Source organism: Chryseobacterium caseinilyticum, from assembly GCF_014837145.1.
Taxonomy (GTDB): Bacteria; Bacteroidota; Bacteroidia; order Flavobacteriales; family Weeksellaceae; genus Chryseobacterium; species Chryseobacterium caseinilyticum.
Genome location: NZ_JACYFS010000001.1, coordinates 206,079 through 227,589, shown reverse-complemented (window position 1 = coordinate 227,589; position 21,511 = coordinate 206,079). Strand labels below are relative to the sequence as shown.

Sequence of the window (21,511 nt, the reverse complement as noted above, 5' to 3'; positions counted from 1 at the left end):
CAAGTATTCCAGTTTTTAAGTTGATTGTTCATCAGTTTTTCTGTGCAGATAAAAAGTTTAAAAATAATCTTGCCGCACCCACATTTCCCGCAGGCAACTGTCTGAAAAACGCCAACGGTGTGTAAATGAAATTACCCTTTCCGTATTTGGCATATAAAGTTGATCCTTTTAGAGGTTCTTCATTTGTATCGTGCATTTCAAAAAGTGGTTCGTATGCTTCATCCCAACTATCCGGGAAATAGGCACCACGCTCCTGAACCCAACCTTTAAAATCATCCGCAGTAATTTTGTTTGGAAAATTCAGTAATTGATGATTTGGATTTAAAAATTTAACGGCCGCATTTTCTTCAGTAACACGCTTATTGGCAATGTTGAAACTGTACATTCCCAATTGATCAACGGTTGTATCCTGATTGGTGTTGTACTGCATCACCAGATTACCTCCGGCTTTTACATAAGACCATAAAAAAGGCATCCAGCGACCCAGTTTTTTCTCTGTATTATTGGCACGAACACCAAGAACGATGGCGTCATATTGCGAAAGTCTGTTTAGACTGCTGTTTCCGGCTGATTCATCAGGATTCCCATAAAAATCTTCGCCTTTCAAAACATCAACCTGAATACCTGTAATTCTCAGGAACTCAGGAATAAAATCTCCTGCACCCTGAATATAACCTACTTTTTTCACTTTCATCTGAATATCACCTTTCATCACAGCAACTGTAGCAGGTGCAAAATATTGTAGAGAAGATAAATGCGGATACTGAATCAATACCTGTTTTTTATTAAAAGTGACTCCATCTGCAACAAAATTAGCTTCCAATTGTAACTGATTTGATTTTATGGAGGTCAATTTAGCTTTTGGAATGATGTAATCGACCGTAAAATCTTTTCCGTTAATCGATTTTAAATCGCCGCCGCCTAATCTTTCTCCGTTAAACATCATATTTACTTTTCCATTATTGAATTGTTTGTTGGAATTCACCTTAAAATTTAAGCTTACATTCAAATCTTCATTTTCTTTAACCATATAAAGAGGTTGGGTAAATTTAAGTTCCAATGCAGGAACAATGCGTAAGCCTTCGACCACATCCCCACGTACCGGATCTAATTTTTTAAATGATAAAGGAAGTTTCACCTCAAATTTTTCAGAACCGATTTTTAAATCAAGCAAAACATTTAATGGTGATTCTGCTTCAGGCAAACCGACTAAAGTCTCATTTGGAACAGAAAATGTTGCTGCGTCCTTTGCTGGTTTTGCCAACCAGTAAGGTTCTGTGAGTGCTGCATCTGCCGGAATCTGAATTTGATGCTGAATAGTAATTAAAGAATCTTTTGAAAGTTTTCTGTTGAAGTTTTCAGACTGATTCAGCCATTTTACATTTTCTAAAATCACAGTATTTTCAGCTCTAGAAATCAGATTTAACCTGAAATTATGACTTTCTCCTGCAACCGCTTCAGCCTGATTGGTAACCACTTCGCCCATAAATCCAGCACAGCTTAGAATGATTTGGTCAAGTGATTTAATTTTATCTTTTTTTAAATCTGAATCATTTAATGAAATAACCTTTTTTCTTAAAGCCAATAAAGCTGATAAACTTTGATCCGGCTGGTTGAAATTGAAAGTTGAAATAATTTTATCTAGAGACTGGTCGATTTCCGGGTTTCCTTCGTTTGTCCAGGTTTTATTGATTCCATCAAAAAGGGTTGCTTTTGCAGGTTCGCCAGCAACGTGAGAAAAATATTCAGTTTTGATACCAGCTACAGACTGAGTTCCTGCACCCTGACTTTTATGTAAACTTCTGCTTAATCCTGCCAATTCACCATAGCCCATTCCCAGTTGCGCATCATATTGTCCAACGGTAATTTTGAGTTGGTTTTCAGCCGTCGTATTGTTGTTCCCAAATCGGAAAGTATTCCACAACAAACGTTTTGGTTGCCAAACATTCACATATTTCAATTGATCAGGAAAAGCCTTTTTATCGCCTGCCAGTTTAAAAGCTCTTTCAGCAACGACCGCCGAAGCTGCGTGTTGCCCGTGACCTGCCGCAGAAGTAGGAGGAAAACGACAAATGATTACATCAGGACGGAATTGACGGATGACCCAAACGACATCCGCAGTAATACTGTTCTCATCCCACTGTTTAAAAGTGTCGGTCGTATTTTTAGAAAAACCAAAATCAATCGCTCGGGTAAAAAACTGTTGTGCACCATCTAACTTTCTTGCCTCCAGAAGCTCATGCGTTCTGATTAAACCCAATGCAGCATTCTGCTCTGTTCCCAATAAATTCTGGCCACCATCACCTCTGGTTAAAGACAAATAGCCCGTTTCCACATTCTGTTCGTTGATCAGCCATGATAGCAATCCTGTATTTTCATCATCGGGATGAGCAGCAAGGTATAGAACTTTAGGAATATTTTTCAGAGTTTTGAGGTCGCGGTAAATTACCGAAGACTTTGAAGGCCGAATCTGTTGGGCCGAACAAAAAACCGTAAAAAAGCCAAGAATAAATACAATGATTGCTTTGTTGAACATTTGAATTTGCTTTGCGGGCAAATATAAGTAAATCGTTTCTCTTTCAGACGTAAATGAAAAATCAGTTGGTGACTGCCAAATTTCGTTGTAATCTTTATAAAATCTTATGAGGAAATTAAAAAACAGCTGAAGAAAACTAAAGTCAAGTAACACCTGCCGGTGTTGATGATGAACCAAGATTGTTTACCAAAATATCCAGTTTTCCATAAGCAATTAGCACTTCGCTGATCACTTTCTTTGTTCTTTCAGATGCAGCCAGGCGTGTGCTCAACATCCAGCTAAAAGGAATGGAAGACCACGAACTGATTACCAAAAAGATCTATCCTGTTTGTAGAAATCATCCCAGATTTGTTCTCCGATCTTAGCTTTTATCACCATTTTGAAACGTAATCTGTACTGACTGACATTGATGTTTTTAGCCAATTCCATCGATTGGTCAAAAACAGATATATAATTTTCGATGAAAATTCAGTAATTTATAATAGAAATGTATCAGTTATTAGAAATTCTTAAATTTTGAAGAAAATTGGCTCAAAGATTGTTCATTTTTCTATCAATGTGTGATATAATTTAAACTTTAGTTTAAGATGAAATTTTATTTAAACTAAATTTAACACTATGTCAGTCATAATGAATTTTTGTTATAAATACTTAAAAATTAAACTGAAAGAAAAGATGTAAAAGTAATGGTAACAAAATACCACAAGAAATATCATGTTCTGTTTAAAATCTTGTTGAAAAAAAAATGTTACTTTTGCCGGAGAAAAAAAAATGTCAATTTTGTTATAATCGCTATCTTAGCGTTACCATATCAAAAATATTAAAAGGAAAAAGCATGAAAAAAATATTTTTACTATTTGCTATTGTGATTGGCTTCACTGCATTTTCACAGATTAAAGTTCTTAAAAATGAGACTTTGGTAGAAATCGGAAAAGATAATTCTGTGGGCCTGTACAAAAAAGATAACAGATATACTTTCAACTATCAGGATATCAACAATTCAAATCTAAATACCTTCAGATCATTCTCTTTTATTGATTTGAATGGTGATGTGATGGGACTTTATAAGATGATTTCAGACGGTTTCATCGACGAACCTTCAGGAAATATTTCTCTTGAACTTCCGAATGATATTATTGAGCTTCATTTCGAGAAAAACTACGGTCAGCCGACGATGCAGTTTATTCAGTATATCAACAAAAACAAAAAATACGTTGGTAAATCTCAGTTTTTAAACAAAAAACAGTTGGATAAAATCTTCGGTGTCGGTACTCCAAAAGCTGCGCTTTATAACAAACCTGTGAAGCAACAGCCTGCAGTAAACCCTCAGCCAGCTCAGACTCAGCAGACTTACACACAACCCAGTACTCCGACAGCGCAACCGGCAAAAAAGCCTGTCAGAAAAAGAAAATAGTCACAGTTACAACAATATTTAAACTCATTCTTTACGGATGAGTTTTTTTGTTTTATTTTTGTAAAATATCAATACAAAACATGTCATTAATTATAAATAATTTAACCAAAACTTTCGGAACTCAGATTGCACTGAACGGTATCAATATTTCAACAGAAAAGAACGAAATCATCGGTCTTTTAGGCCCAAATGGTGCAGGAAAATCCACGCTGATGAAATCTATCGTTGGTGCTCTGAAAATCGAAAAGGGCGAAATCTTTTTAGACGGAAAAAATATTGTTGACAACGAAATCGAAACTAAAAAGAAAATTGGTTTTCTTCCGGAAAACAATCCGCTATATCTGGAAATGTATGTAAAAGAATATCTGCAGTTTGTGGCGAATATCCACAAAATCCCGATGTCGAGAGTGGATGAAGTGATTGAAACAGTGGGTTTAAGTCCCGAAAAATCTAAGAAAATCAGTCAGCTTTCTAAAGGTTACAAACAAAGAGTTGGCCTTGCGCAGGCGATTATTCACCAGCCGGAACTTCTAATTTTAGATGAACCGACCAATGGTTTAGACCCGAATCAAATTCTTGAGATAAGAAGCGTTATCAAAGAAATCGGCAATAAAAAAACGGTAATCCTTTCTACACACATTATGCAGGAAGTTGAGGCTTTGTGCAGCAGAGTAATTTTGATCCACAAAGGAAACATTTTACAGGATTGTGCCATTGAAGATTTCAAAGGAAAATTCAACAGTCTTGAAGAAGCATTTACAGCTTACACAACTCAGGAAACAGTTTAAGATTTGTTGGATTTAATTTAATAACTTTTAAAATCAGCAAAATCCATAAAATCAGCGAGATACAATAAAAACAAGACCTTCAAAATTTGCAGGTCTTGTTGATTTTACCAAATCATTATTCTTTCCGATGGTGCTTTGTACATTTTATCACCTTCCTTTATATCAAACGCTTTGATAAACGAATCCTGATTCACCAAAGGCCCAAAAGCCCTGAAAACTCCCGGTGAATGCGGATCTGTTTTTACCTGATTGATCATGTACTGTTCGGTAGATTTCGTACGCCAAACGGTTGCCCAGCTTAGGAAAAACCTCTGATCCTGATTGTAACCACTGATCAAACCAGGATTTCCTTTGTCTTTGAGATACATTTGCAACGCTTCGTATGCAACTGAAACTCCGCCAAGATCGCCAATATTTTCACCGCTTGTGAATTTACCGTTTACGAAACTTCCTTTCACAGGCTCGTAAGCGTTGTACTGAGCAGCCAGCTGAGCTACTTTTGCATCGAAGTTTTTGCGGTCTTCGGCTGTCCACCAGTTATTTAAATTTCCATCACCATCGAATCTCGAACCACTGTCGTCAAATCCATGGGAAATCTCATGACCGATCACGGCACCAATTCCACCAAAGTTTACTGCAGCATCAGCTTTTGGATTATAAAAAGGAGGTTGCAAAATTGCCGCTGGGAAAACAATCTCGTTGTTTGAACCACTGTAATAAGCGTTAACCGTTTGCGGTGTCATCCCCCATTCTTTTTTGTCAACAGGTTTTCCTACTTTTTCCAGACTTTTCTCATATTGCCATGCCGACACGTTTTGAAGATTGGAATATAATGATGTTCCTTTTTCCACTTTCAATTTAGAATAATCTTTCCACTGATCCGGATAGGCGATTTTCACGCTGAATTTAGAAAGTTTTTCATGCGCTTTAATTTTCGTTTCAGGAGACATCCAGTCGATCTCCGTGATGTGTTTATCGAATGCCTTCACAATGTAATCTATGTAGGTTTCCATCTGTTGCTTAGACTCCGCAGTGAAGTACTTTTCAACATATAATTTCCCGAAAGCCTCACCCAGTATAGAATTTACCATTGCCAGACCTCTTTTGTTCATAGCCCGCTGCTCTTTCTGGCCCTGTAAATATTTAGCATAAAAATCAAACCGGATTTTCTCTAAATTTTCATCAAGATTGGAAGCATTTCCGTTGATGATATGGTATTTCAGATAATCTTTCAGCAAAGGAATATTTTTCTGCGTGAAAATCTGATCCATGTTTTGGTAATATTTCAGTTCGCCAATAATCACACGATCGGTATTTACGCCGGCATCTTTAAGGTATTTCGAAAGGTTTACATTTTTTACCAAAGCAGGCAATTCAGAAACTTTTTTCGGATTATATCTTAAATTAGCGTCACGGTTTTGCTCTAATGTAAGAAGGTCATTTGCCATTTTTTTCTCAAAATCAACCACATTTTTAGCGGCAGCATCAGAATTTTTATAACCTAAAATCACGAAAAGTTTAGAAATATAACTTTGATATTCTGCCAGAGTTTTGGTGTTGGCTTCATTTACTTTTTGGTAATAATCTCTTCCTAAACCAAGGTCGGGGCCACCAAGATAAACAGCATTCATGTTAGAATCTTTCAAATCTGCACTCACTCTCCATCCGTAGAATGAATTGTCACCTAATTTTGTAGCTTCCAGTAAATATTTTTGAAGATCTGCGACATTTTTAATAGCATCAATTTTTGCCAGATCAGATTTAATTGGAGCTAAACCTTCAGCATTTCGTTTTGACGTATCCATAAAACTTGCATACAGATTCTGGATTTTCTGACCTTCTGAAGCTTCAGGATAAGTTTCGCTCAAAATTTTATTTAAAATATCTAGAGAAGCATCGTCTACATTTTCTCTTAAAGCATTGAACGAGCCCCAACTCGCCTTGTCAGAAGGGATTTGGGTTTCTTTCACCCAGTTTCCGTTGACGAAGGTGAAAAAATCATCCTGAGGCCGCACAGATTTATCCATGTAAGAAAGGTTTATTCCTTCTTCCTTCATTCCAACAAATACAGAATCTGTTTTTGCGGTAACGGGCTGTTCTCTGTTTACAGCTACTTTTTTGTTCGAGCCGCAAGAATTCAAAAAAACAAGACCTGAAAATGCCAAAACGGCAATATTTATTTTTTTCATTAAAATTTTAATTTATGATTTTAAAAAGCAAATCAAATATAATAAATTGTTGTGGAAAACAGAGAGATAACCTTTTATTAAATCAAAACGAGGATTTTCGGCAATAAAAGAAAAACTTTACATTTGAACTATGAAAATTCATCACATTGCCATAATTTGCTCAGATTACAAGGTCTCGAAAATGTTTTACACCGAAATTTTAGGTTTAAATATTATCCGTGAAGTATATCGTGAAGAAAGGCAATCTTACAAACTCGATTTAGCTATCGGAGAACATTATGTGATCGAATTATTTTCATTTCCCAATCCTACGGAACGACCGTCCAGACCGGAATCCTGCGGCTTGAGACATTTGGCTTTTTCTGTTGAAAATGTGAATGAAAAAAGAGAAGAATTAATTCAGAAAGGCTTAAACTGCGAAGAAATCCGGATCGATGAATTTACCGGAAAAGAATTTTTCTTTACGCAGGATCCTGATCAATTGCCTCTGGAATTTTACGAAGAGTGAGGTTTACTATTTTGAACGTAGTGCACAAGGTTTATCTACAATGATGCTGCATCTGTTTCACAAAGCCGTTCCACTTAAATAAGAAAGAGCTTTTCAGCCTACATAAATTTCGAATCTCAAACTTCTAATCTAAAATTTTAATGCGCATAACCCGTGAAGAAACTCACTGCCATAATCGCCAGAACAATGGACGAAATAATCACATAAGTGTAATCTTTTTCCTTTAAATACCCAATCAAGGCAAAAATAATTCTCATCAAAGGTGTGAAAATCAGCATCAGAATTCCCAATTGTATGATTGCCATGCCTTCGCCTTTGCAAAGCGTTTCCCAGAAATGACTCCAGACCTTTTCTGAAGACGTTCCCATATCGAGAAGTTTGTATTTTCGTGGCATTTTGAAACCTTCCATGAAAAGTTTAATAAAGCCAATCAGCGAAGTCACAACGGATAAAATTACGCCCAGACGAAGAAGATTTCCAACAGAACGGTTCAGGTCTACATCAGTGAAGTTCTTTCTCATGAGAAGTTTTTACTAATTCCGTTATACATCATGTAGACTGAAAGTATTGTAATGACAATTGCGAAAAATGTCTTCAACTTTTTTGTTTTTGAAACCATTAAAGTTTTGGAACCGATAAAACTTCCAACAACTACTCCAACCAGAACCGGAGCAACGATGACAGGAATAATTTCACCTCTCTGGAAATAAATTAATGAACTCGCAACGGCAGTTACACCAATCATAAAATTACTCGTCGTTGTAGAAACCTTAAACGGCAACCTCATCATATTATCCATTGCCAGAACTTTCAAAGCACCGGAACCGATTCCTAAAAGTCCGGACATCGCACCAGCAAACATCATCATAAAAAATCCGGGAACGGTATTTCGTGCGGAATAACTTTTAAGAACACCTTTGTCCGGAAAAGTTCCGTATAATTTCAATTTATCTTCTAAAGTACCTTTTATTCTAGGTTCCTGATGATCCGGTTTACCTTTTAAATTTAAAATGACAGTCAGCAAAAGAATACTTGCGAAGATAATTCCGATGGTATTGGGATTGAGCATCCCTGAAACCAAAGCTCCTGCGATGGCTCCAGCCGTGGTAGCAATCTCCAGAAACATACCAATTCTCATATTGGTGAAACCTTCTTTTACAAACGCAACTGCGGCACCTGAAGAAGTTCCGATTACCGAAATAAGCGAAGCACCGATTGCGTAATGCATAGGAACGCCGAAACCCAGCGTCAGTAAAGGAATAATAATAACTCCACCTCCTAAACCTGTGAGAGAACCCAAAAGTCCTGCAGATATTGCTCCAAGGAAGAGAATGATGATTTCAGACATGCTACAAATATAAAACCTTTGGGGTTTTCAGGCAAACATTAGTACGAGATTATTTTTTGCCGTATTTCATAAGGTTAGAAAGATTTTTTGTTCACTTAAAAATTTAAATTTTGTTGATTAATTTAATTGATTTAAGGCAATAATCAAATTCAGAAAAGTTCCTAAAAAAAATAATAAGTGAACCTTAAGGCTGGATAATATATATTTCCGATGTATTTTAACTGATGTATGTAGGTTTTATTTTTATAATTCCATGAAGACTGATATTCGGATTCTTTTGTCTGAATTTTCTGTATTGGTATATTCAGCGATATTCCCAAATCATATTGATTTCTGAACCCAAAATTTAACCCAAAACCGATATTTGAACTGATAGTATAGCTTTTTTCGCCTATATGTGTGTTGTAAAAACTTTCATAATAAACGGTTTCAAACAGGTTTTCGTTCGACTGACCATTTCCCTCGTTGTAAATCATCACATTATTGTTGTAATCAGCACCCACACTTCCCTCGATGTAGATATACTTTTCTTTCACCGGAAATAATCTTCTGTATCCCACAAAAATTGAAATACAGTCATATTTCTGTCCGAAAATCTCTTTATTCGTAAATGGAATTTCGGTTTCATTAAGATTGTATTCGTACTCTATCTTTTTTCTGGAGATAATAAAATCAGCAAAAAGTTTGTTTTCTTCATCCAGATTTTTCAGCAGTTTGCCTCCAAAATAAAATGATATTGGCTTATTTGCACTGAAGTGATTTTTGTCTGCGGATAAATTATTTCTGTAAAAATTCATCCCTGTTCCTGCAGTAATTCCCAAAGAATAGTCAGACTGAGAAAAACATTTAATGGAAAAGAAAAACAGCGCTGCAGCAGCAATTTTAAAAGATAATCTCATGGTTTTGATAAAAGTTTTTCATCTAACGTAAAAGTTCTGTTTAAATTTGAAAATTATTTTATTTAAATCCTAGTCTTTCTGTAATAGCTTTATTTAGTTTTAAAACTTAAAATTCCCAAAACAATTCGGGTGTCACTTTTCAAACATTTAATAAAAGATAAATTTGACGTATTTTTGTACTCATGCAAAACAATCCGAAAATATTTTAAAGGATTTTTCAGATAGAAACCTGTCAAGTCAGGCGTTTGCGTAACCTGCCCAAATCATTCGGGAGAACTTTGAAAAATAAAATATCTACAAATGAAATTATTCTATATCATTTTAGGCGCCACACCTAAAGGCCGGAATATCGAACAGCATGATGTGTTTTTCGGAATTGCGGAAACTCTGAAAGATCTGGTTCCTGCTATGAAAGATTTCTGGCCCGAAGCAAAAGGAAAAATTCACATTGATGCCTATCAGGAAGTGAAATTTGCTGATGGTTTTGAAGTGAAAATCGTTGAAAAAGGATCCGAAATTTCAGAAAACCAGCTGTATTTTATTAATTTAGGTGGATACAAAAAAGGATATTTTGAAGAATTTCACGAGCAACATCTAATGGTGGGAATTTCAATGGCTGAGATTGTGAAAAAAGCCAGGCAAACGAAGTTTTATAAAACAATGGGTTTTGAAGGTGCAGTGAGTCATATCGATGATAAACACGGGGTTGATATCGATGATATTTTTAATGTTAATGATATTCTTCCGGACAAAATGAAAGAAAAATATTCGATTGTTTTGGTTAAATCTGAGGAGGAAAATCAGGAAAATGTAATGGGATTGGGATATTTCAAGATTGATAAGCTGTAGGGATGATGATGCGGGATGTTGCTAAATGCCTCCTCCAACGAATCTCAAATTTCAAACATCAAATCTCAAATTAAATTTAAATAAAAATAAAAAAAGTAAACTAATGAAAATAGGAATTTTAGGTGGCGGACAGCTCGGAAGAATGCTCATTCAGGAAGCGTTGAAATATGATGATGAGTTTTACACTTTAGATCCGGCTGCTGATGCGCCTTGTCACAATATTTCATATTTTACTCAGGGAAGTTTCAATGATTACGAAACCGTTCTGGATTTTGGACGAGATAAAGATGTGGTGACGATTGAAATCGAACATGTGAACGCAGACGCTTTGGCTGAACTTGAAAATCAAGGGGTGAAGGTAGTTCCGAATTCTGCTATTATTAAAACAATTCAACAGAAAATTCTTCAGAAGAAATTCTATGAAGAACACAATATTCCAAGTCCTGAATTTGAAATTATGGATGGAACGGAAGATGAAATTAAAATCGCACTGCCTTTCGTACAAAAACTGAATACAGGCGGTTACGACGGAAAAGGTGTACAGGTCATCCGCACCAAAGAAGACATGAAAAATCTCTGGACTCAGGATTCTGTATTGGAAAAACTGGTTGATATTGATAAGGAACTTTCTGTCATTGTAGCCAGAAACGAAAACGGAGAAACACAGACTTTCCCAGTAACAGAAATGGTTGCCGACCCGAAATTAAATTTGCTTGATTTTAATATCTGTCCGGTTTTCTTAAGTGAAGAAATTGAAAGTCAAATAGATTCTATTACAGAGAAATTTTTGAATGCTGTAAATTCACCGGGATTGTTTGCAATCGAATTGTTTTTAGACAAAGAGGGAAAAGTTTGGGTGAACGAAACTGCTCCGAGACTGCACAATTCCGGACATCAAAGTCAGGAGGGAAATGCCAATTCGCAGTTTGAGCAGATGTACCGTGTGGTGAAAAATTTACCGTTAGCCGACACCGACGCCATTATTTACAGCGGCATGCTGAATTTGGTCGGTGCTGAAGGATTTTCGGGAAAAGTAATTTATGAAGGGATGGAAGAAGTTTTAAAACTTCCTGAAACCTACGTTCATCTTTACGGAAAAACAGAAACCAAACCCGGCAGAAAGATGGGACACATCAATGTTTTGGCAGATTCACGCGAGGAACTGATGGAGAAGTTGGTGGAAGTAAAAGCCATGGTGAGAGTGATCGCTTAAGATCTTTAAAATATATTAAGAAAGACTGCCGGAAAGCAGTCTTTTTTAGTTTTCAAAGAAAAAACTTGCTACAAAAAAACATCCACCAATCAGCACAAGAAGTAAGCCAACTATTAATGCTAATGTATTCAAATTTGGCCCTGGTAAAATTGTCCAGGCCAGACCATTTAAAATAAATCCTAAGATAAAACTAACAATTGATATACTAAATCCTTTTACTTTACTCATTTCTCTTAATCATTAATTTGAGGAAAATCAATCGTCCATTTTTTCTCGAGTGAAAACAGCAAATTACCTTCTGCCGTGATTGAATCAAGTTTCTGACTTATTTGAGATTCTGTAAACGTAACTTCCTGAGCTGTGAAGAATGATGACATCAGAATGAACGTCAACGCAACAATCCGTTTCATGGTTTTTAATGTTTGATGATTTTAAAAATATAAAAATTATTTGAGAACACGGGGAAAGTCTTTTAAAATTTCCAAGGCATTATTTTTGAATTTAAATAAAATCAACTCACAAAATATTCTTTATGAAAACCTATCAAAAAATATTATTGCCCGTGGCAGCCGGAGTTTTGGGACTTTTAATTTTAAACTCATGCTCTGTGGGAATTCCTGAAAATGCAGTAGCCGTGCAGAATTTTAATGCCGACAAATATCTCGGAAAATGGTATGAAATTGCAAGATTCGATTACAAATTTGAGAAGGATATGGACAATGTAACAGCGACTTATTCTTTAAATGAAAATGGAAATATCAAAGTTCAGAACCGTGGTTACAATTACGTGAAAAAAGAATGGAAAGAGTCTGTAGGTGAAGCAAGATTTGTCAACTCACCGAACGAAGCCCGACTGAAAGTTTCTTTTTTCAAGCCGATCTGGGCAGGTTATAATGTTATTGATATTGATGAAAATTACCAATATGCCTTGGTTGTCGGTCACAATTTAAAATACATCTGGATTCTTTCCAGAACAACCGAAATTCCTGAAAGCATAAAACTCCGTTTCCTCGAAAAAGCTCAGAAACTGGGATATAATACGGATGATCTGATTTGGGTAAAGCATAATCAGTAAATCTCATGCAGATTTTGCTGATTGGGAAGATTTTATAATTTTTACTTGAAAATCTATTAAAAATTCATTGGTATACAAAACGTTTGGGGCGGCATCGATTTGCAGCCCCAAACTCAATAAACAATACTAACACTCACCTGTCTATTTTAATATCTTCCAATCATTTGCGAACCTGTTTTGAGACTAGCTCTGCAACAATTACAATTCAATTTATGAAGTTCTTATTTTCAAAACTCAAACTTCAAATTTCAAATTAAAAACTATACCCATTTTTCTTCGCCAATTCAACTATCGATTTTTCAATCGCCTTTCCCAAATCATCGCCTTCAGCATTTCCGCGTTTTTTCATTTCAGAATCGATAAAGCTTTGTCTTTGCTTGGCTAAAACTTCAATTTCTTTCTGAATTTTATCACGGTCTGCAGATTTCTGAGCAACAATTTTATTGATTTCCGCTTTGCTTTTTCCTTTCAGTTCAGAAGGTAATTCTTCTTCTCTGATGGATGAGATGTAGCTTTTGTCTTTTTCAACTTTATCCACCAGATCCCAGTGATCATTTTTGTAGGCATTTTTCTTCGACTTACTTACGGCCCGTTCAACAGCATTTGATGCCGACTGCATTTCTGCGTTGGAATCCTGAGTGGACTGTTTCATTTTCATCTCACTCCCTCTCCGCCCGTAAGAAATGTAGGTGTCATTTAACTGCGAATTGTACTGAGCAATTTTCACATCGTAAGGAGTTTCAATGTAAATCACTTTTTGGTCGCTGTCGATGTTAAAAAACTTTCCGTCGCCAAGACTCGCTCCGTTTTGCCAGAATGTCTGAATTCCCTCATCACGGCTTCCGCAGAAAATGGTGTTCGTATAAATATTTTTTTTCTTTGCGCCTGAAATGGTTTCTTTATAATTAATTTTTCCCTGATCAAAAGGTTCGTTTCCGGCAATATAAATCAGCTTCATACTTTTCTCATTTCCGTCCCAACTCAGATTGCTTGCGGCATCACGAATGACTGCACCACAATATTCATTTCCACCGTTGGTTCTCAAAGCAAACAGTTTTTCTGAAACCAAATCCAGATCCTGAGTGAGCGGTGTAACCTGTCTTATATAATTTTCATCCTGCAAACCGTCATTTCCGTATTCATAAAGGGCAATTTCTACTTGCGGCGCCTTTCCGTTGTACTTCAAAGTGGTCAGCGTATTCACAATATTCCAAAGTCTGGATTTTGCCTGATCAATAAGTCCATCCATACTGTTTGACGTGTCCAAAAGCAGTGCAACCTGAATTTTATTGTCTTTTGAAACGGTAATCTGCGGTTCTGGAGAAATATGACTTTCCACCACTTCTCTATCGTTGGCTTTGCTGCTGCAACGGATGTCTGATAATTTTCCTGCGCTTAAAAAAGCAACTGCACCGGTTGTTAATGCTAAAAATTTTAAAGTGTTCATATCGTATGTTTTTAATGATTTTGTTACGGATTATGGGTTACGGGATTCGGGTTACGTTGCCGGATGCGAATTATAAAGTGGTGTTTGTTGAAAAGATTTTAGTAAAAATATCTCCAAATCCCGCACCCCGAATCCCGCATCTCGAACCTTAAATTTTGAATCTTAAATTATCGACTGTAATACTGAATCTGCATTTCTTTTGGATATTTTACTTCGTAAGAGAAGTTGATTTTATCTGAAGCTCCGCTCGAAATGTTTCTGTTCCAAAGAATACTGCCGGTTTTGTCATCCAGAATTCCGTTTCCTATTTCTAAAGATTTGACCGTAATTTTTGAATTCTCACTTAAAGGAAGCTGGTCCAGAATTTCCAGCTCGATATTTTCTTTGGTGTTGTTTCTCACCGTTATTTGATAAGATTCAGTTTCCCATTTATTTGAGTTAAGCGTTTTCTGTGATGTCTTATCTTCAAGTTTGATGCGTTTTACTACAATTCTTTCATCAACACCTAAAGAAATTGGGAATTCTTCTTTCACATAATTGCTTGTGATATTGGTTTTTCCGATATAATTATCTTCAAAATAAATGTTTCCTTCGCCTGAAATCAGATTTAAATTCTGCCAGTCTTTCACGAAAGCCATCAGGAAAACCTGATTGTTCAGCTTCGGAACCGTGTGATATTTATAGGTTGCATCCACATCTTTTTTATCCAGAATCACATACTGCTCTTTCTCCTGACTGACAATGGTTTGGTTAAATTTCAGTTCATACAAAACATTCATCTGGCTGTCTGAAACCGTTGCCACAGGAATCTGGCTTGGAGCCGCAACTTCCTCACGCATCTGGTAAGAATTAACAGCTGACATTTCAGCTTTTTTCATGTACCCCATTTTAGCATCATCATAATTGTGAGCAGTATATTCTGCAACATAAAGTGGCGATAAAATCGGTCGGTTCTGATTGTAAGAAGGCCTGTAAGTCGAAACAAAAAGTTTCACATTATTCCAGTCCTGTCCGGTTTTCTGATAAATTTTTCCTTTGTAAACAATTTCCAGCGGTTTCTTGGTTGACAATGCCCGCAAATCATAAGAAGGAACCCATCCAGCATTGGAAACAATGTAGCTCACGCCTAAATTCAGATTCATCTCATTTTCAGCGAGAATTTCAAGCAACAGTTCTTTTTTATTCTGATTTTTGTGTGTCTGCTCCTCAGAAAACTGCTTATTGATTTTGGCAATACTTTCATCCAAAACAGATTTCTGTTCATTCAAAAGAAAAACCTGATTGTCGATTTCCAGCATTCTTTTTCTGTAAAATTCCGTCAGTTTGATCAGCTGTTCCTGCGGAGTCGATTTATCGTTGGTAGATACTTTAAGATTGTCATTGATGATATTCTGTTCGCCCGTCAGATTTTTAATTTTAATATTCAGTAAGTTAACCTCTCTCTGAAATTTTTTCTTTTCATCATCCAGTTTTTTTTCGCCTTCAGACATCTCATCATTTTTCAGATAATTACTTTGTGGAGTGATGGATAAAAGTGTTGTGTTTTTTTCAAGATTGATTTTGTAGGTATTTTCATCCAGATCGTTTGGAAGATTGATGATCTTTACTACGTTTCTTCCTTTTTGAAGACTGACATTAGTGCTTCCAAAAACTTTGGCACCCTGCAGAAATACCGTTGCCTGTTTCACTTCAATTTCTTTTTTAATTTCCTGAGATTTAAATAAAGAAAACGTGAGCATTACTAAGAAGATGGAGTGTCGCATTGTTTATTATTTTAAAGTTCTACAGTAAAATTACCCTGAATTTAAACTGACTTTCAGCAGACTTGGTGAAACCATATTCTCACTTGGTGAAAGTTTTGACGTCAAAAAAAAGACAGCCATTTCTGACCGTCCTTTTCACACACTAAAGAATTTCGTATCTTGTTTTGATGCTGAATTTGAGTTTGATATTTTCGATGTTATCAAAAGAATAATCCAGACTTTGGTCGGCTGCTTCCAGCTGTACGTTTGCCATTTTGCTTCGGTAAGCAACGGGCATTACAGAATCGCTCATGTAATCTTCAATTTCAGTGATTTCCAAAGGCGTTCCGGTCTTTTTACCGATGCTTTCCAAAAGATAGTCTGCTTTTTCTTTTGCTGCTTTCAATGCATTGATCTTTACGGTTTTTCTGAAATCGGCAATTTTTGTGTTTTTAATTTCCGCAATATTCAGATTGCTGACCCATTTCTGGTTCAAATCTTCAAAAAGCTTACTCACATTGGTTTTCGCATTGACTTTAAACTGAAAACTCTTCGTAAACTTTGTGGTTTTTGAGTATAAATTCTGATACATCGATTTGAATTTGATGTCTTCATTTTTTACTCCATCGTTCTTCAGGATTTCAAACAAAAGTTTTTCGTTATCAGCCAGTTGATTCTTGTTATCAGCTTTGATTCCGATGTTGAAGATGATTTCATCCGGTTCCACTTCCATTTCGGCAACTCCTGTTACCTCGATTGCATTTTTTTTAATTTCCTGCGCATTCACCAAACTTCCTGCTGCAAAAATTCCGACTAATAAAAGGTGTTTCAGTTTCATATGTTCCTGTTGTTTTAAATTTCTAAAGTAAAATTACGCTAATTTAAAACTGAAAATCTGCAGACTTGGTGAAATGGGGATTTGGCTTGGTAGACGCCTTCTGCTTTTACTTTCAAATTGTTTTAAATTTTATTTCTTAATTTTGTTTATATTCAACTCTAATAATTCAATTTGTGCATTATGACAACTTACAACGTTTCTATACCAGATGACAAAAACTCTTTCTTTCTGGAGTTTTTAGAACTTATTGGTGCGAAATACACAAAGGAGAATGAAGATTCTTTTGAACTGTCAGACGAACAAAAAAAAATACTTGACAGCCAATCCAATTTAGATATATCTGAATATCAGGACAGTGATGAATTTTTAGATGAACTAAAAAAGGAATATGGGCTATAAAGCAATAATATCTCCTGTTGCAAAATTTAATGTGAGAGAAGCTGTTGCCTATTACAAAAAAGTTGCTTCACTAAAAGTTGCTCAGAATTTTGTTAAAGATTATGAATTAACTTTGCAAACCATCCTGCGCAGTCCATTTTTTAAAATTTATTATAAAGACTTTAGAGGGTTGCCATTCAAAAAATATCCATATGTAATTTTCTATCAGATTGATGAAGAGCAAAAACTTATTTATGTGAAAGGTGTTTTCCATGGAAGGCAAAACACATATAAACGACCTGTATAAAATATCTTTGAAGCTGGTGATTTATTTTAGACGTACTTACTTTCCAACATTCAAATCTCTCATCTCTCCATTTGGCGTGATCAGAATAAAAGATTTGCTGTTCTTGTTTTCAATCTTTTCCTCTTTAGTAATTGCTAATTTTACTTCGTACATTACCTGAATAACGGGTTCCATAATTGTAGGATTAATAACAAAATCAAATTCTTTGTCTAAAACCGGTTGATAATACAGGGTTGTTGATTTATTGGTCTGATTTACATTTGCCAGCTTTGTCAAGGCTAAGGAAGAACTGTTGTAAGCCTCATAGGATTTATACATTTCTGTCGGTAGTTTGGTTTGAAAGCCATCATTAATCGATTTTCTACTGTTGGCAAAAGTTTCTCCAAGTAAAGTTTCATAGTTTTTTACTTTTTCCTGAAGTGCAATTTTTGCTTTAATCATCAATTCTTTTTTAATGGTTTCGAGGCTGTTTGCAAAATAATCTACTCTTACAAGATCATAAATTTCATTTTTTGATAGAACTGTAATGAGTTCGTTCAGCTGAGAAGGATTTGAGAATTTAATGTGCAGATTTTTTTTAAGTTCAAAACCTGTAGGAACTTCATTGTACGTTTTTCTGCTGAAAATCTTTTTCTCAACCGCATACTGATAAACAGGAACAAAAGAAACCATATCAACAAAAGTTTCAATTCCTTTATTATTACTGATCAGATCTAATGCGTTCTTTAGGCGTTTATCCATCAGCGAATTCACTTCATCCGATGTTTCTGCTACCTGTGTCAGGCTAAAAATTGCAACATACTTATCCGCTTTTACATTTGCCATTCCCTTGATACTTATAACTATATTATTCTCTGAAGGAACATTGACGCTCATGTTGTTTTCCTGATAATGTACCTGATTTTGATAATTAATATTTCCTGAAACCTGTGCAAAACTGAATTGAAAAAATACAGCCGAAGCAAGGCATAAAATGTTTTTCATAATGATTAAGTTTAAAATTATAATGCAAACTTAATCGCCCCACAAAAACAATTTAAAGCCAACTTGGTCAATTGAGGTTTTCGCTTGGTAGAATTAAAAAAGAGACAACTCAGAAGAATTTTCAGTTTAAATAAAATTAATTGTCAGAAACATTTTACTTAATGCTGAATTTTGGAATATTTAATCTGCTCGATCTTTAAAATCTTTGCGAAAACTACAATCAAAATCACCATTCACAATTCTGTTTTTTAATTAAAAGTTGTTGCTCATAAAATTTTCAACTTGGTAAAAACAGGTTTTCGCTTGGTGAATCGTTTTTGGCGAACTAAATATATGTATATCTTTGTTTTATGAAATTCTATTATTTCTTTTTCGCACTGGCCTTCACTTTTCTTGGGAATAAAATGTATTCTCAAAGCAATAAAGTAGTTGAAGAAGTCACCAGCGAAAGTAAAATTTTACGAAAAGCCGTCGACAAAAAAGATGAATCTGCAGAAGCTGAATCCTATTTTAAAATCGGTGAATCTTATTTTAATGCTTCCAATTTTTCTAAAAGTGAAGAATACTTTTTAAAATCTAAAAACATTTACGAAAAGCTGAATGACAAACAGAATCTCGAAAAGGTCACCAGAAAACTGGCACAATCTCAGGAAAGTCAGAATAAACTGACAGCGGCGGCAAGAAATTATGAGGTCGCTTCAAAAGTCGGTTATTCTAGGGCGAAAAAAATACAGAATTCCAATGATGCTTCCAGGCTGAATTCCAACTCACCGGTTGTAAGGATGGAAGCGATTCAAAACAACATCCAAAACAGCGAGAAGGAAAATAATAAGGAAGATCTTGCGGCCGGATATTCTCAAATGGCTGAGGCTAATCTTGAGGTCAAAAATATCCCCAAAGCAGAAGAAAACCTCACCACGGCATACAAAATTTCAAAAGACGAATCTCCCCAGCAGGCTTTGGCGATCAACCAAAAACTGACCGATCTATATATTGTTAATAAAGATTTTGACAAGGCGATTGAAGTTAAAAAGAAGGTTCTGAAGGAAGATTTCGTTAACGAAAATTCTCAGAAAAAAGTTGAACAGATTCAGGAACTTGCAGATATTTACATCAGGAAAAATGATCCGGAGGAAGCAATTTTTTTACTTAAAAATGCGTACGATATTGCTCTAAATAAAGGTCATACTTTAGAAGCACAGAAAAGTGTGAAAAGACTCGACAGTTTATATGCTATCTCTGAAAATACAGATGCTTCCGTACAACTGTACAGAGATTTTCTAGGGAAATTACCAGATTTGGTTTCAAAAGACCGAAGTTTGGTCGACAATAAAATTCTTGAGGATACCGAACAGAGAATTTCACAGCTCGAACAGGAAAAGAAACTGAAAGATGAACTCATCAGGAAGAAAAACCTTTTCAACTACAGCCTCATTGCTGCATTGGTAATTTTAATAGGTTTAATAATTTTTATTTTCAGAACCTTGAAAAAAGTTCAGATTAAAAACAAAAAAATCGCTTTGCAGTCGTTGCGTCGTGAGATGAATCCGCATTTTATTTTCAACAGCTTAAACTCTGTAAATCATTTTATTGCGACAAATAACGAACTCGAAGCCAACCAATATTTAACCAAATTCTCAAAGCTGATGCGGGGCGTAATGGAAAATTCTACAGATGATTTTATTCCGTTTCAGCAGGAATTAGATTTGCTCCAAAACTATTTAGCTTTAGAAAAAACCCGATTCGCAGATAAGTTTGATTATGAAATTGAAGTGGATGATACTTTGAATACGCAAAGTTTAAAAGTTCCCGGAATGTTGGTGCAGCCATTTCTTGAAAATGCCGTGTGGCATGGTTTACGTTATCGCACTACAAAAGGATTTTTGAAATTAAAATTTGAAAAATCATCCGAAAATCTGAAAATTACCATCGAAGACAACGGCATCGGGATCGAAGAAAGTAAAAAGCAAAAAACCGAACATCAGAAAACCCGAAAAGGCCGCGGCATGAAAAATACTTTGGAAAGAATAGCTTTGCTGAATGATTTGTACAAACAAAATATTGAATGTAAAATCACTGATAAAAGTGATTCTCAGGGAGTTTTTGTAGAAATTTCTTTTAAACTGTCCAACTGATTTTAATTTTAAATATTGAATCTTAAATATTAAATTTTCCAGCATGAAAATAAAATCCGTAATCGTAGACGACGAAAAAATTGCCAGAGAAGTTCTCAGAAACTACCTTACCAAATACTGTCCTCAAATCGAGATTTTGGGCGAAGCGGAAAATATTAAAGAAGCCGTTCCGTTAATTGCTGAAATGCAGCCACAACTGGTTTTTTTGGATGTGGAAATGCCTTTTGGGAACGCTTTTGATGTGTTGGAAGCGACCAAAGCATTTTCCTACGAAACAATTTTCATCACGGCATTTTCACAATATTCGCTTCAGGCTTTGAATAAATCTGCGAGTTATTATATTTTAAAACCCATCGATATTCAGGAACTGATTTTAGCTGTGAATAAAGTGGCAGAAAGTATTCAGAATAAAGAAGAACTCAACCGGAATAAAATTCTTTTAGAAAATTTAAAATTAAAACCTGAAAAACAACAGTTGATTCTTCCGACTTTGCAGGGCTTTGACGTGGTAAAAACTGAAGATATCGTGAGACTTCAGGCAGATGGAAATTTCACTCAGGTATATCTTATCGACGGCTCGAAGAAAATGGTCTGCCGTTTTTTGAAACACTTCGATGACTTGCTGGAAAATCCTTTTGTAAGAGTTCACCGTTCGCATATCATCAATACTGGGTTTGTGAAATCTTATCACAAAAGCGGCACAGCAACATTGGCTGATCAAACTGAAATTGAAGTTTCGGGGAGTTTTAAAGAGCAGTTTCTGAAAGTTTTTTCGTAATTATTGACAAACTTGAACCATTAAGAACATTTAAGGAGTTAAGTTTTATCAAGCTTAGCTTAAAGCGAAGCTCATCTTAATCA

22 protein-coding genes are annotated in these 21,511 nt (G+C 35.5%); 10 read left to right on the top strand and 12 right to left on the bottom strand.

The window, feature by feature from the left end; genetic code table 11:
* Positions 1-31: 31 nt before the first annotated feature.
* Together IC610_RS01050 and IC610_RS01045 are read right to left on the bottom strand one after the other, a co-directional pair.
* Positions 32-2,536, bottom strand: coding sequence for a PIG-L family deacetylase (locus tag IC610_RS01050; protein ID WP_191734825.1), 2,505 nt, complete (start codon positions 2,534-2,536; stop codon positions 32-34).
* 142 nt (positions 2,537-2,678) lie between these two features.
* A complete protein-coding gene (locus tag IC610_RS01045) occupies positions 2,679-2,849 on the bottom strand; it encodes a hypothetical protein (protein ID WP_191734824.1) in 171 nt (56 codons plus the stop codon).
* 522 nt (positions 2,850-3,371) lie between these two features.
* Between IC610_RS01045 and IC610_RS01040 the strand changes: the two genes are divergently transcribed.
* Complete coding sequence (locus tag IC610_RS01040) at positions 3,372-3,950, top strand: hypothetical protein (protein WP_228462835.1); 579 nt, start codon at positions 3,372-3,374, stop codon at positions 3,948-3,950.
* 80 nt (positions 3,951-4,030) lie between these two features.
* Positions 4,031-4,738: an ABC transporter ATP-binding protein gene (locus IC610_RS01035; protein WP_191734823.1), complete on the top strand. Its 708-nt coding sequence runs from the start codon at positions 4,031-4,033 to the stop codon at positions 4,736-4,738.
* A gap of 104 nt (positions 4,739-4,842) precedes the next feature.
* On the opposite strand, the gene IC610_RS01030 is transcribed toward IC610_RS01035, so the two are convergent.
* On the bottom strand, positions 4,843-6,927 hold the full coding sequence (locus tag IC610_RS01030) for a M13 family metallopeptidase (RefSeq protein ID WP_191734822.1): 2,085 nt from the start codon (positions 6,925-6,927) through the stop codon (positions 4,843-4,845).
* 130 nt (positions 6,928-7,057) lie between these two features.
* Between IC610_RS01030 and gloA2 the strand changes: the two genes are divergently transcribed.
* On the top strand, positions 7,058-7,435 hold the full coding sequence (gene gloA2 / locus IC610_RS01025) for an SMU1112c/YaeR family gloxylase I-like metalloprotein (RefSeq protein ID WP_191734821.1): 378 nt from the start codon (positions 7,058-7,060) through the stop codon (positions 7,433-7,435).
* Positions 7,436-7,572: 137 nt separating this feature from the next.
* Here gloA2 and IC610_RS01020 read toward each other — a convergent pair whose 3' ends face one another.
* The 3 genes from IC610_RS01020 to IC610_RS01010 all read right to left on the bottom strand — a co-directional run bounded on the left by IC610_RS01020 (position 7,573) and on the right by IC610_RS01010 (position 9,682).
* The gene (locus IC610_RS01020) at positions 7,573-7,956 is read right to left on the bottom strand and encodes a DUF1634 domain-containing protein (protein ID WP_191734820.1); all 384 of its coding nucleotides are present in this window, start codon (positions 7,954-7,956) and stop codon (positions 7,573-7,575) included.
* Positions 7,953-8,783, bottom strand: a complete 831-nt coding sequence (locus tag IC610_RS01015; RefSeq protein ID WP_191734819.1) for a sulfite exporter TauE/SafE family protein — start codon at positions 8,781-8,783, stop codon at positions 7,953-7,955. The genes IC610_RS01020 and IC610_RS01015 overlap by 4 nt, the downstream gene beginning before the upstream one ends.
* 161 nt (positions 8,784-8,944) lie before the next feature.
* Positions 8,945-9,682, bottom strand: coding sequence for a hypothetical protein (locus tag IC610_RS01010; protein WP_191734818.1), 738 nt, complete (start codon positions 9,680-9,682; stop codon positions 8,945-8,947).
* 300 nt (positions 9,683-9,982) lie between these two features.
* Between IC610_RS01010 and IC610_RS01005 the strand changes: the two genes are divergently transcribed.
* Together IC610_RS01005 and IC610_RS01000 are read left to right on the top strand one after the other, a co-directional pair.
* A complete protein-coding gene (locus IC610_RS01005; RefSeq protein ID WP_191734817.1) occupies positions 9,983-10,531 on the top strand; it encodes a DUF1543 domain-containing protein in 549 nt (182 codons plus the stop codon).
* A 103-nt stretch (positions 10,532-10,634) separates the two neighbouring features.
* Complete coding sequence (locus IC610_RS01000; protein ID WP_191734816.1) at positions 10,635-11,744, top strand: 5-(carboxyamino)imidazole ribonucleotide synthase; 1,110 nt, start codon at positions 10,635-10,637, stop codon at positions 11,742-11,744.
* 45 nt (positions 11,745-11,789) lie between these two features.
* Here IC610_RS01000 and IC610_RS00995 read toward each other — a convergent pair whose 3' ends face one another.
* Together IC610_RS00995 and IC610_RS00990 are read right to left on the bottom strand one after the other, a co-directional pair.
* Positions 11,790-11,972: a hypothetical protein gene (locus IC610_RS00995; protein ID WP_191734815.1), complete on the bottom strand. Its 183-nt coding sequence runs from the start codon at positions 11,970-11,972 to the stop codon at positions 11,790-11,792.
* Positions 11,973-11,977: 5 nt separating this feature from the next.
* Complete coding sequence (locus tag IC610_RS00990) at positions 11,978-12,154, bottom strand: hypothetical protein (protein ID WP_191734814.1); 177 nt, start codon at positions 12,152-12,154, stop codon at positions 11,978-11,980.
* A gap of 122 nt (positions 12,155-12,276) precedes the next feature.
* Here IC610_RS00990 and IC610_RS00985 point away from each other — a divergent pair, with 122 nt between their 5' ends.
* A complete protein-coding gene (locus tag IC610_RS00985) occupies positions 12,277-12,819 on the top strand; it encodes a lipocalin family protein (RefSeq protein ID WP_191734813.1) in 543 nt (180 codons plus the stop codon).
* Positions 12,820-13,072: 253 nt separating this feature from the next.
* Here IC610_RS00985 and IC610_RS00980 read toward each other — a convergent pair whose 3' ends face one another.
* The 3 genes from IC610_RS00980 to IC610_RS00970 all read right to left on the bottom strand — a co-directional run bounded on the left by IC610_RS00980 (position 13,073) and on the right by IC610_RS00970 (position 16,846).
* Positions 13,073-14,266 (bottom strand): vWA domain-containing protein, encoded by a 1,194-nt coding sequence (locus tag IC610_RS00980; protein ID WP_191734812.1) that lies wholly within the window; start codon positions 14,264-14,266, stop codon positions 13,073-13,075.
* 167 nt (positions 14,267-14,433) lie between these two features.
* Positions 14,434-16,029, bottom strand: a complete 1,596-nt coding sequence (locus tag IC610_RS00975; RefSeq protein WP_191734811.1) for a DUF4139 domain-containing protein — start codon at positions 16,027-16,029, stop codon at positions 14,434-14,436.
* A gap of 142 nt (positions 16,030-16,171) precedes the next feature.
* The gene (locus tag IC610_RS00970; RefSeq protein ID WP_191734810.1) at positions 16,172-16,846 is read right to left on the bottom strand and encodes an SIMPL domain-containing protein; all 675 of its coding nucleotides are present in this window, start codon (positions 16,844-16,846) and stop codon (positions 16,172-16,174) included.
* A 180-nt stretch (positions 16,847-17,026) separates the two neighbouring features.
* Between IC610_RS00970 and IC610_RS00965 the strand changes: the two genes are divergently transcribed.
* A complete protein-coding gene (locus IC610_RS00965; RefSeq protein WP_191734809.1) occupies positions 17,027-17,245 on the top strand; it encodes a hypothetical protein in 219 nt (72 codons plus the stop codon).
* Complete coding sequence (locus tag IC610_RS00960) at positions 17,235-17,531, top strand: type II toxin-antitoxin system RelE/ParE family toxin (RefSeq protein ID WP_191734808.1); 297 nt, start codon at positions 17,235-17,237, stop codon at positions 17,529-17,531. The genes IC610_RS00965 and IC610_RS00960 overlap by 11 nt, the downstream gene beginning before the upstream one ends.
* 36 nt (positions 17,532-17,567) lie before the next feature.
* Here IC610_RS00960 and IC610_RS00955 read toward each other — a convergent pair whose 3' ends face one another.
* Positions 17,568-18,515, bottom strand: coding sequence for an SIMPL domain-containing protein (locus IC610_RS00955; protein ID WP_191734807.1), 948 nt, complete (start codon positions 18,513-18,515; stop codon positions 17,568-17,570).
* 350 nt (positions 18,516-18,865) lie between these two features.
* On the opposite strand from IC610_RS00955, the gene IC610_RS00950 reads away from it, so the two are divergent.
* The gene (locus tag IC610_RS00950; protein ID WP_191734806.1) at positions 18,866-20,650 is read left to right on the top strand and encodes a tetratricopeptide repeat-containing sensor histidine kinase; all 1,785 of its coding nucleotides are present in this window, start codon (positions 18,866-18,868) and stop codon (positions 20,648-20,650) included.
* A 43-nt stretch (positions 20,651-20,693) separates the two neighbouring features.
* A complete protein-coding gene (locus IC610_RS00945; protein WP_191734805.1) occupies positions 20,694-21,428 on the top strand; it encodes a LytR/AlgR family response regulator transcription factor in 735 nt (244 codons plus the stop codon).
* The last annotated feature ends 83 nt before the right edge of the window (positions 21,429-21,511 follow it).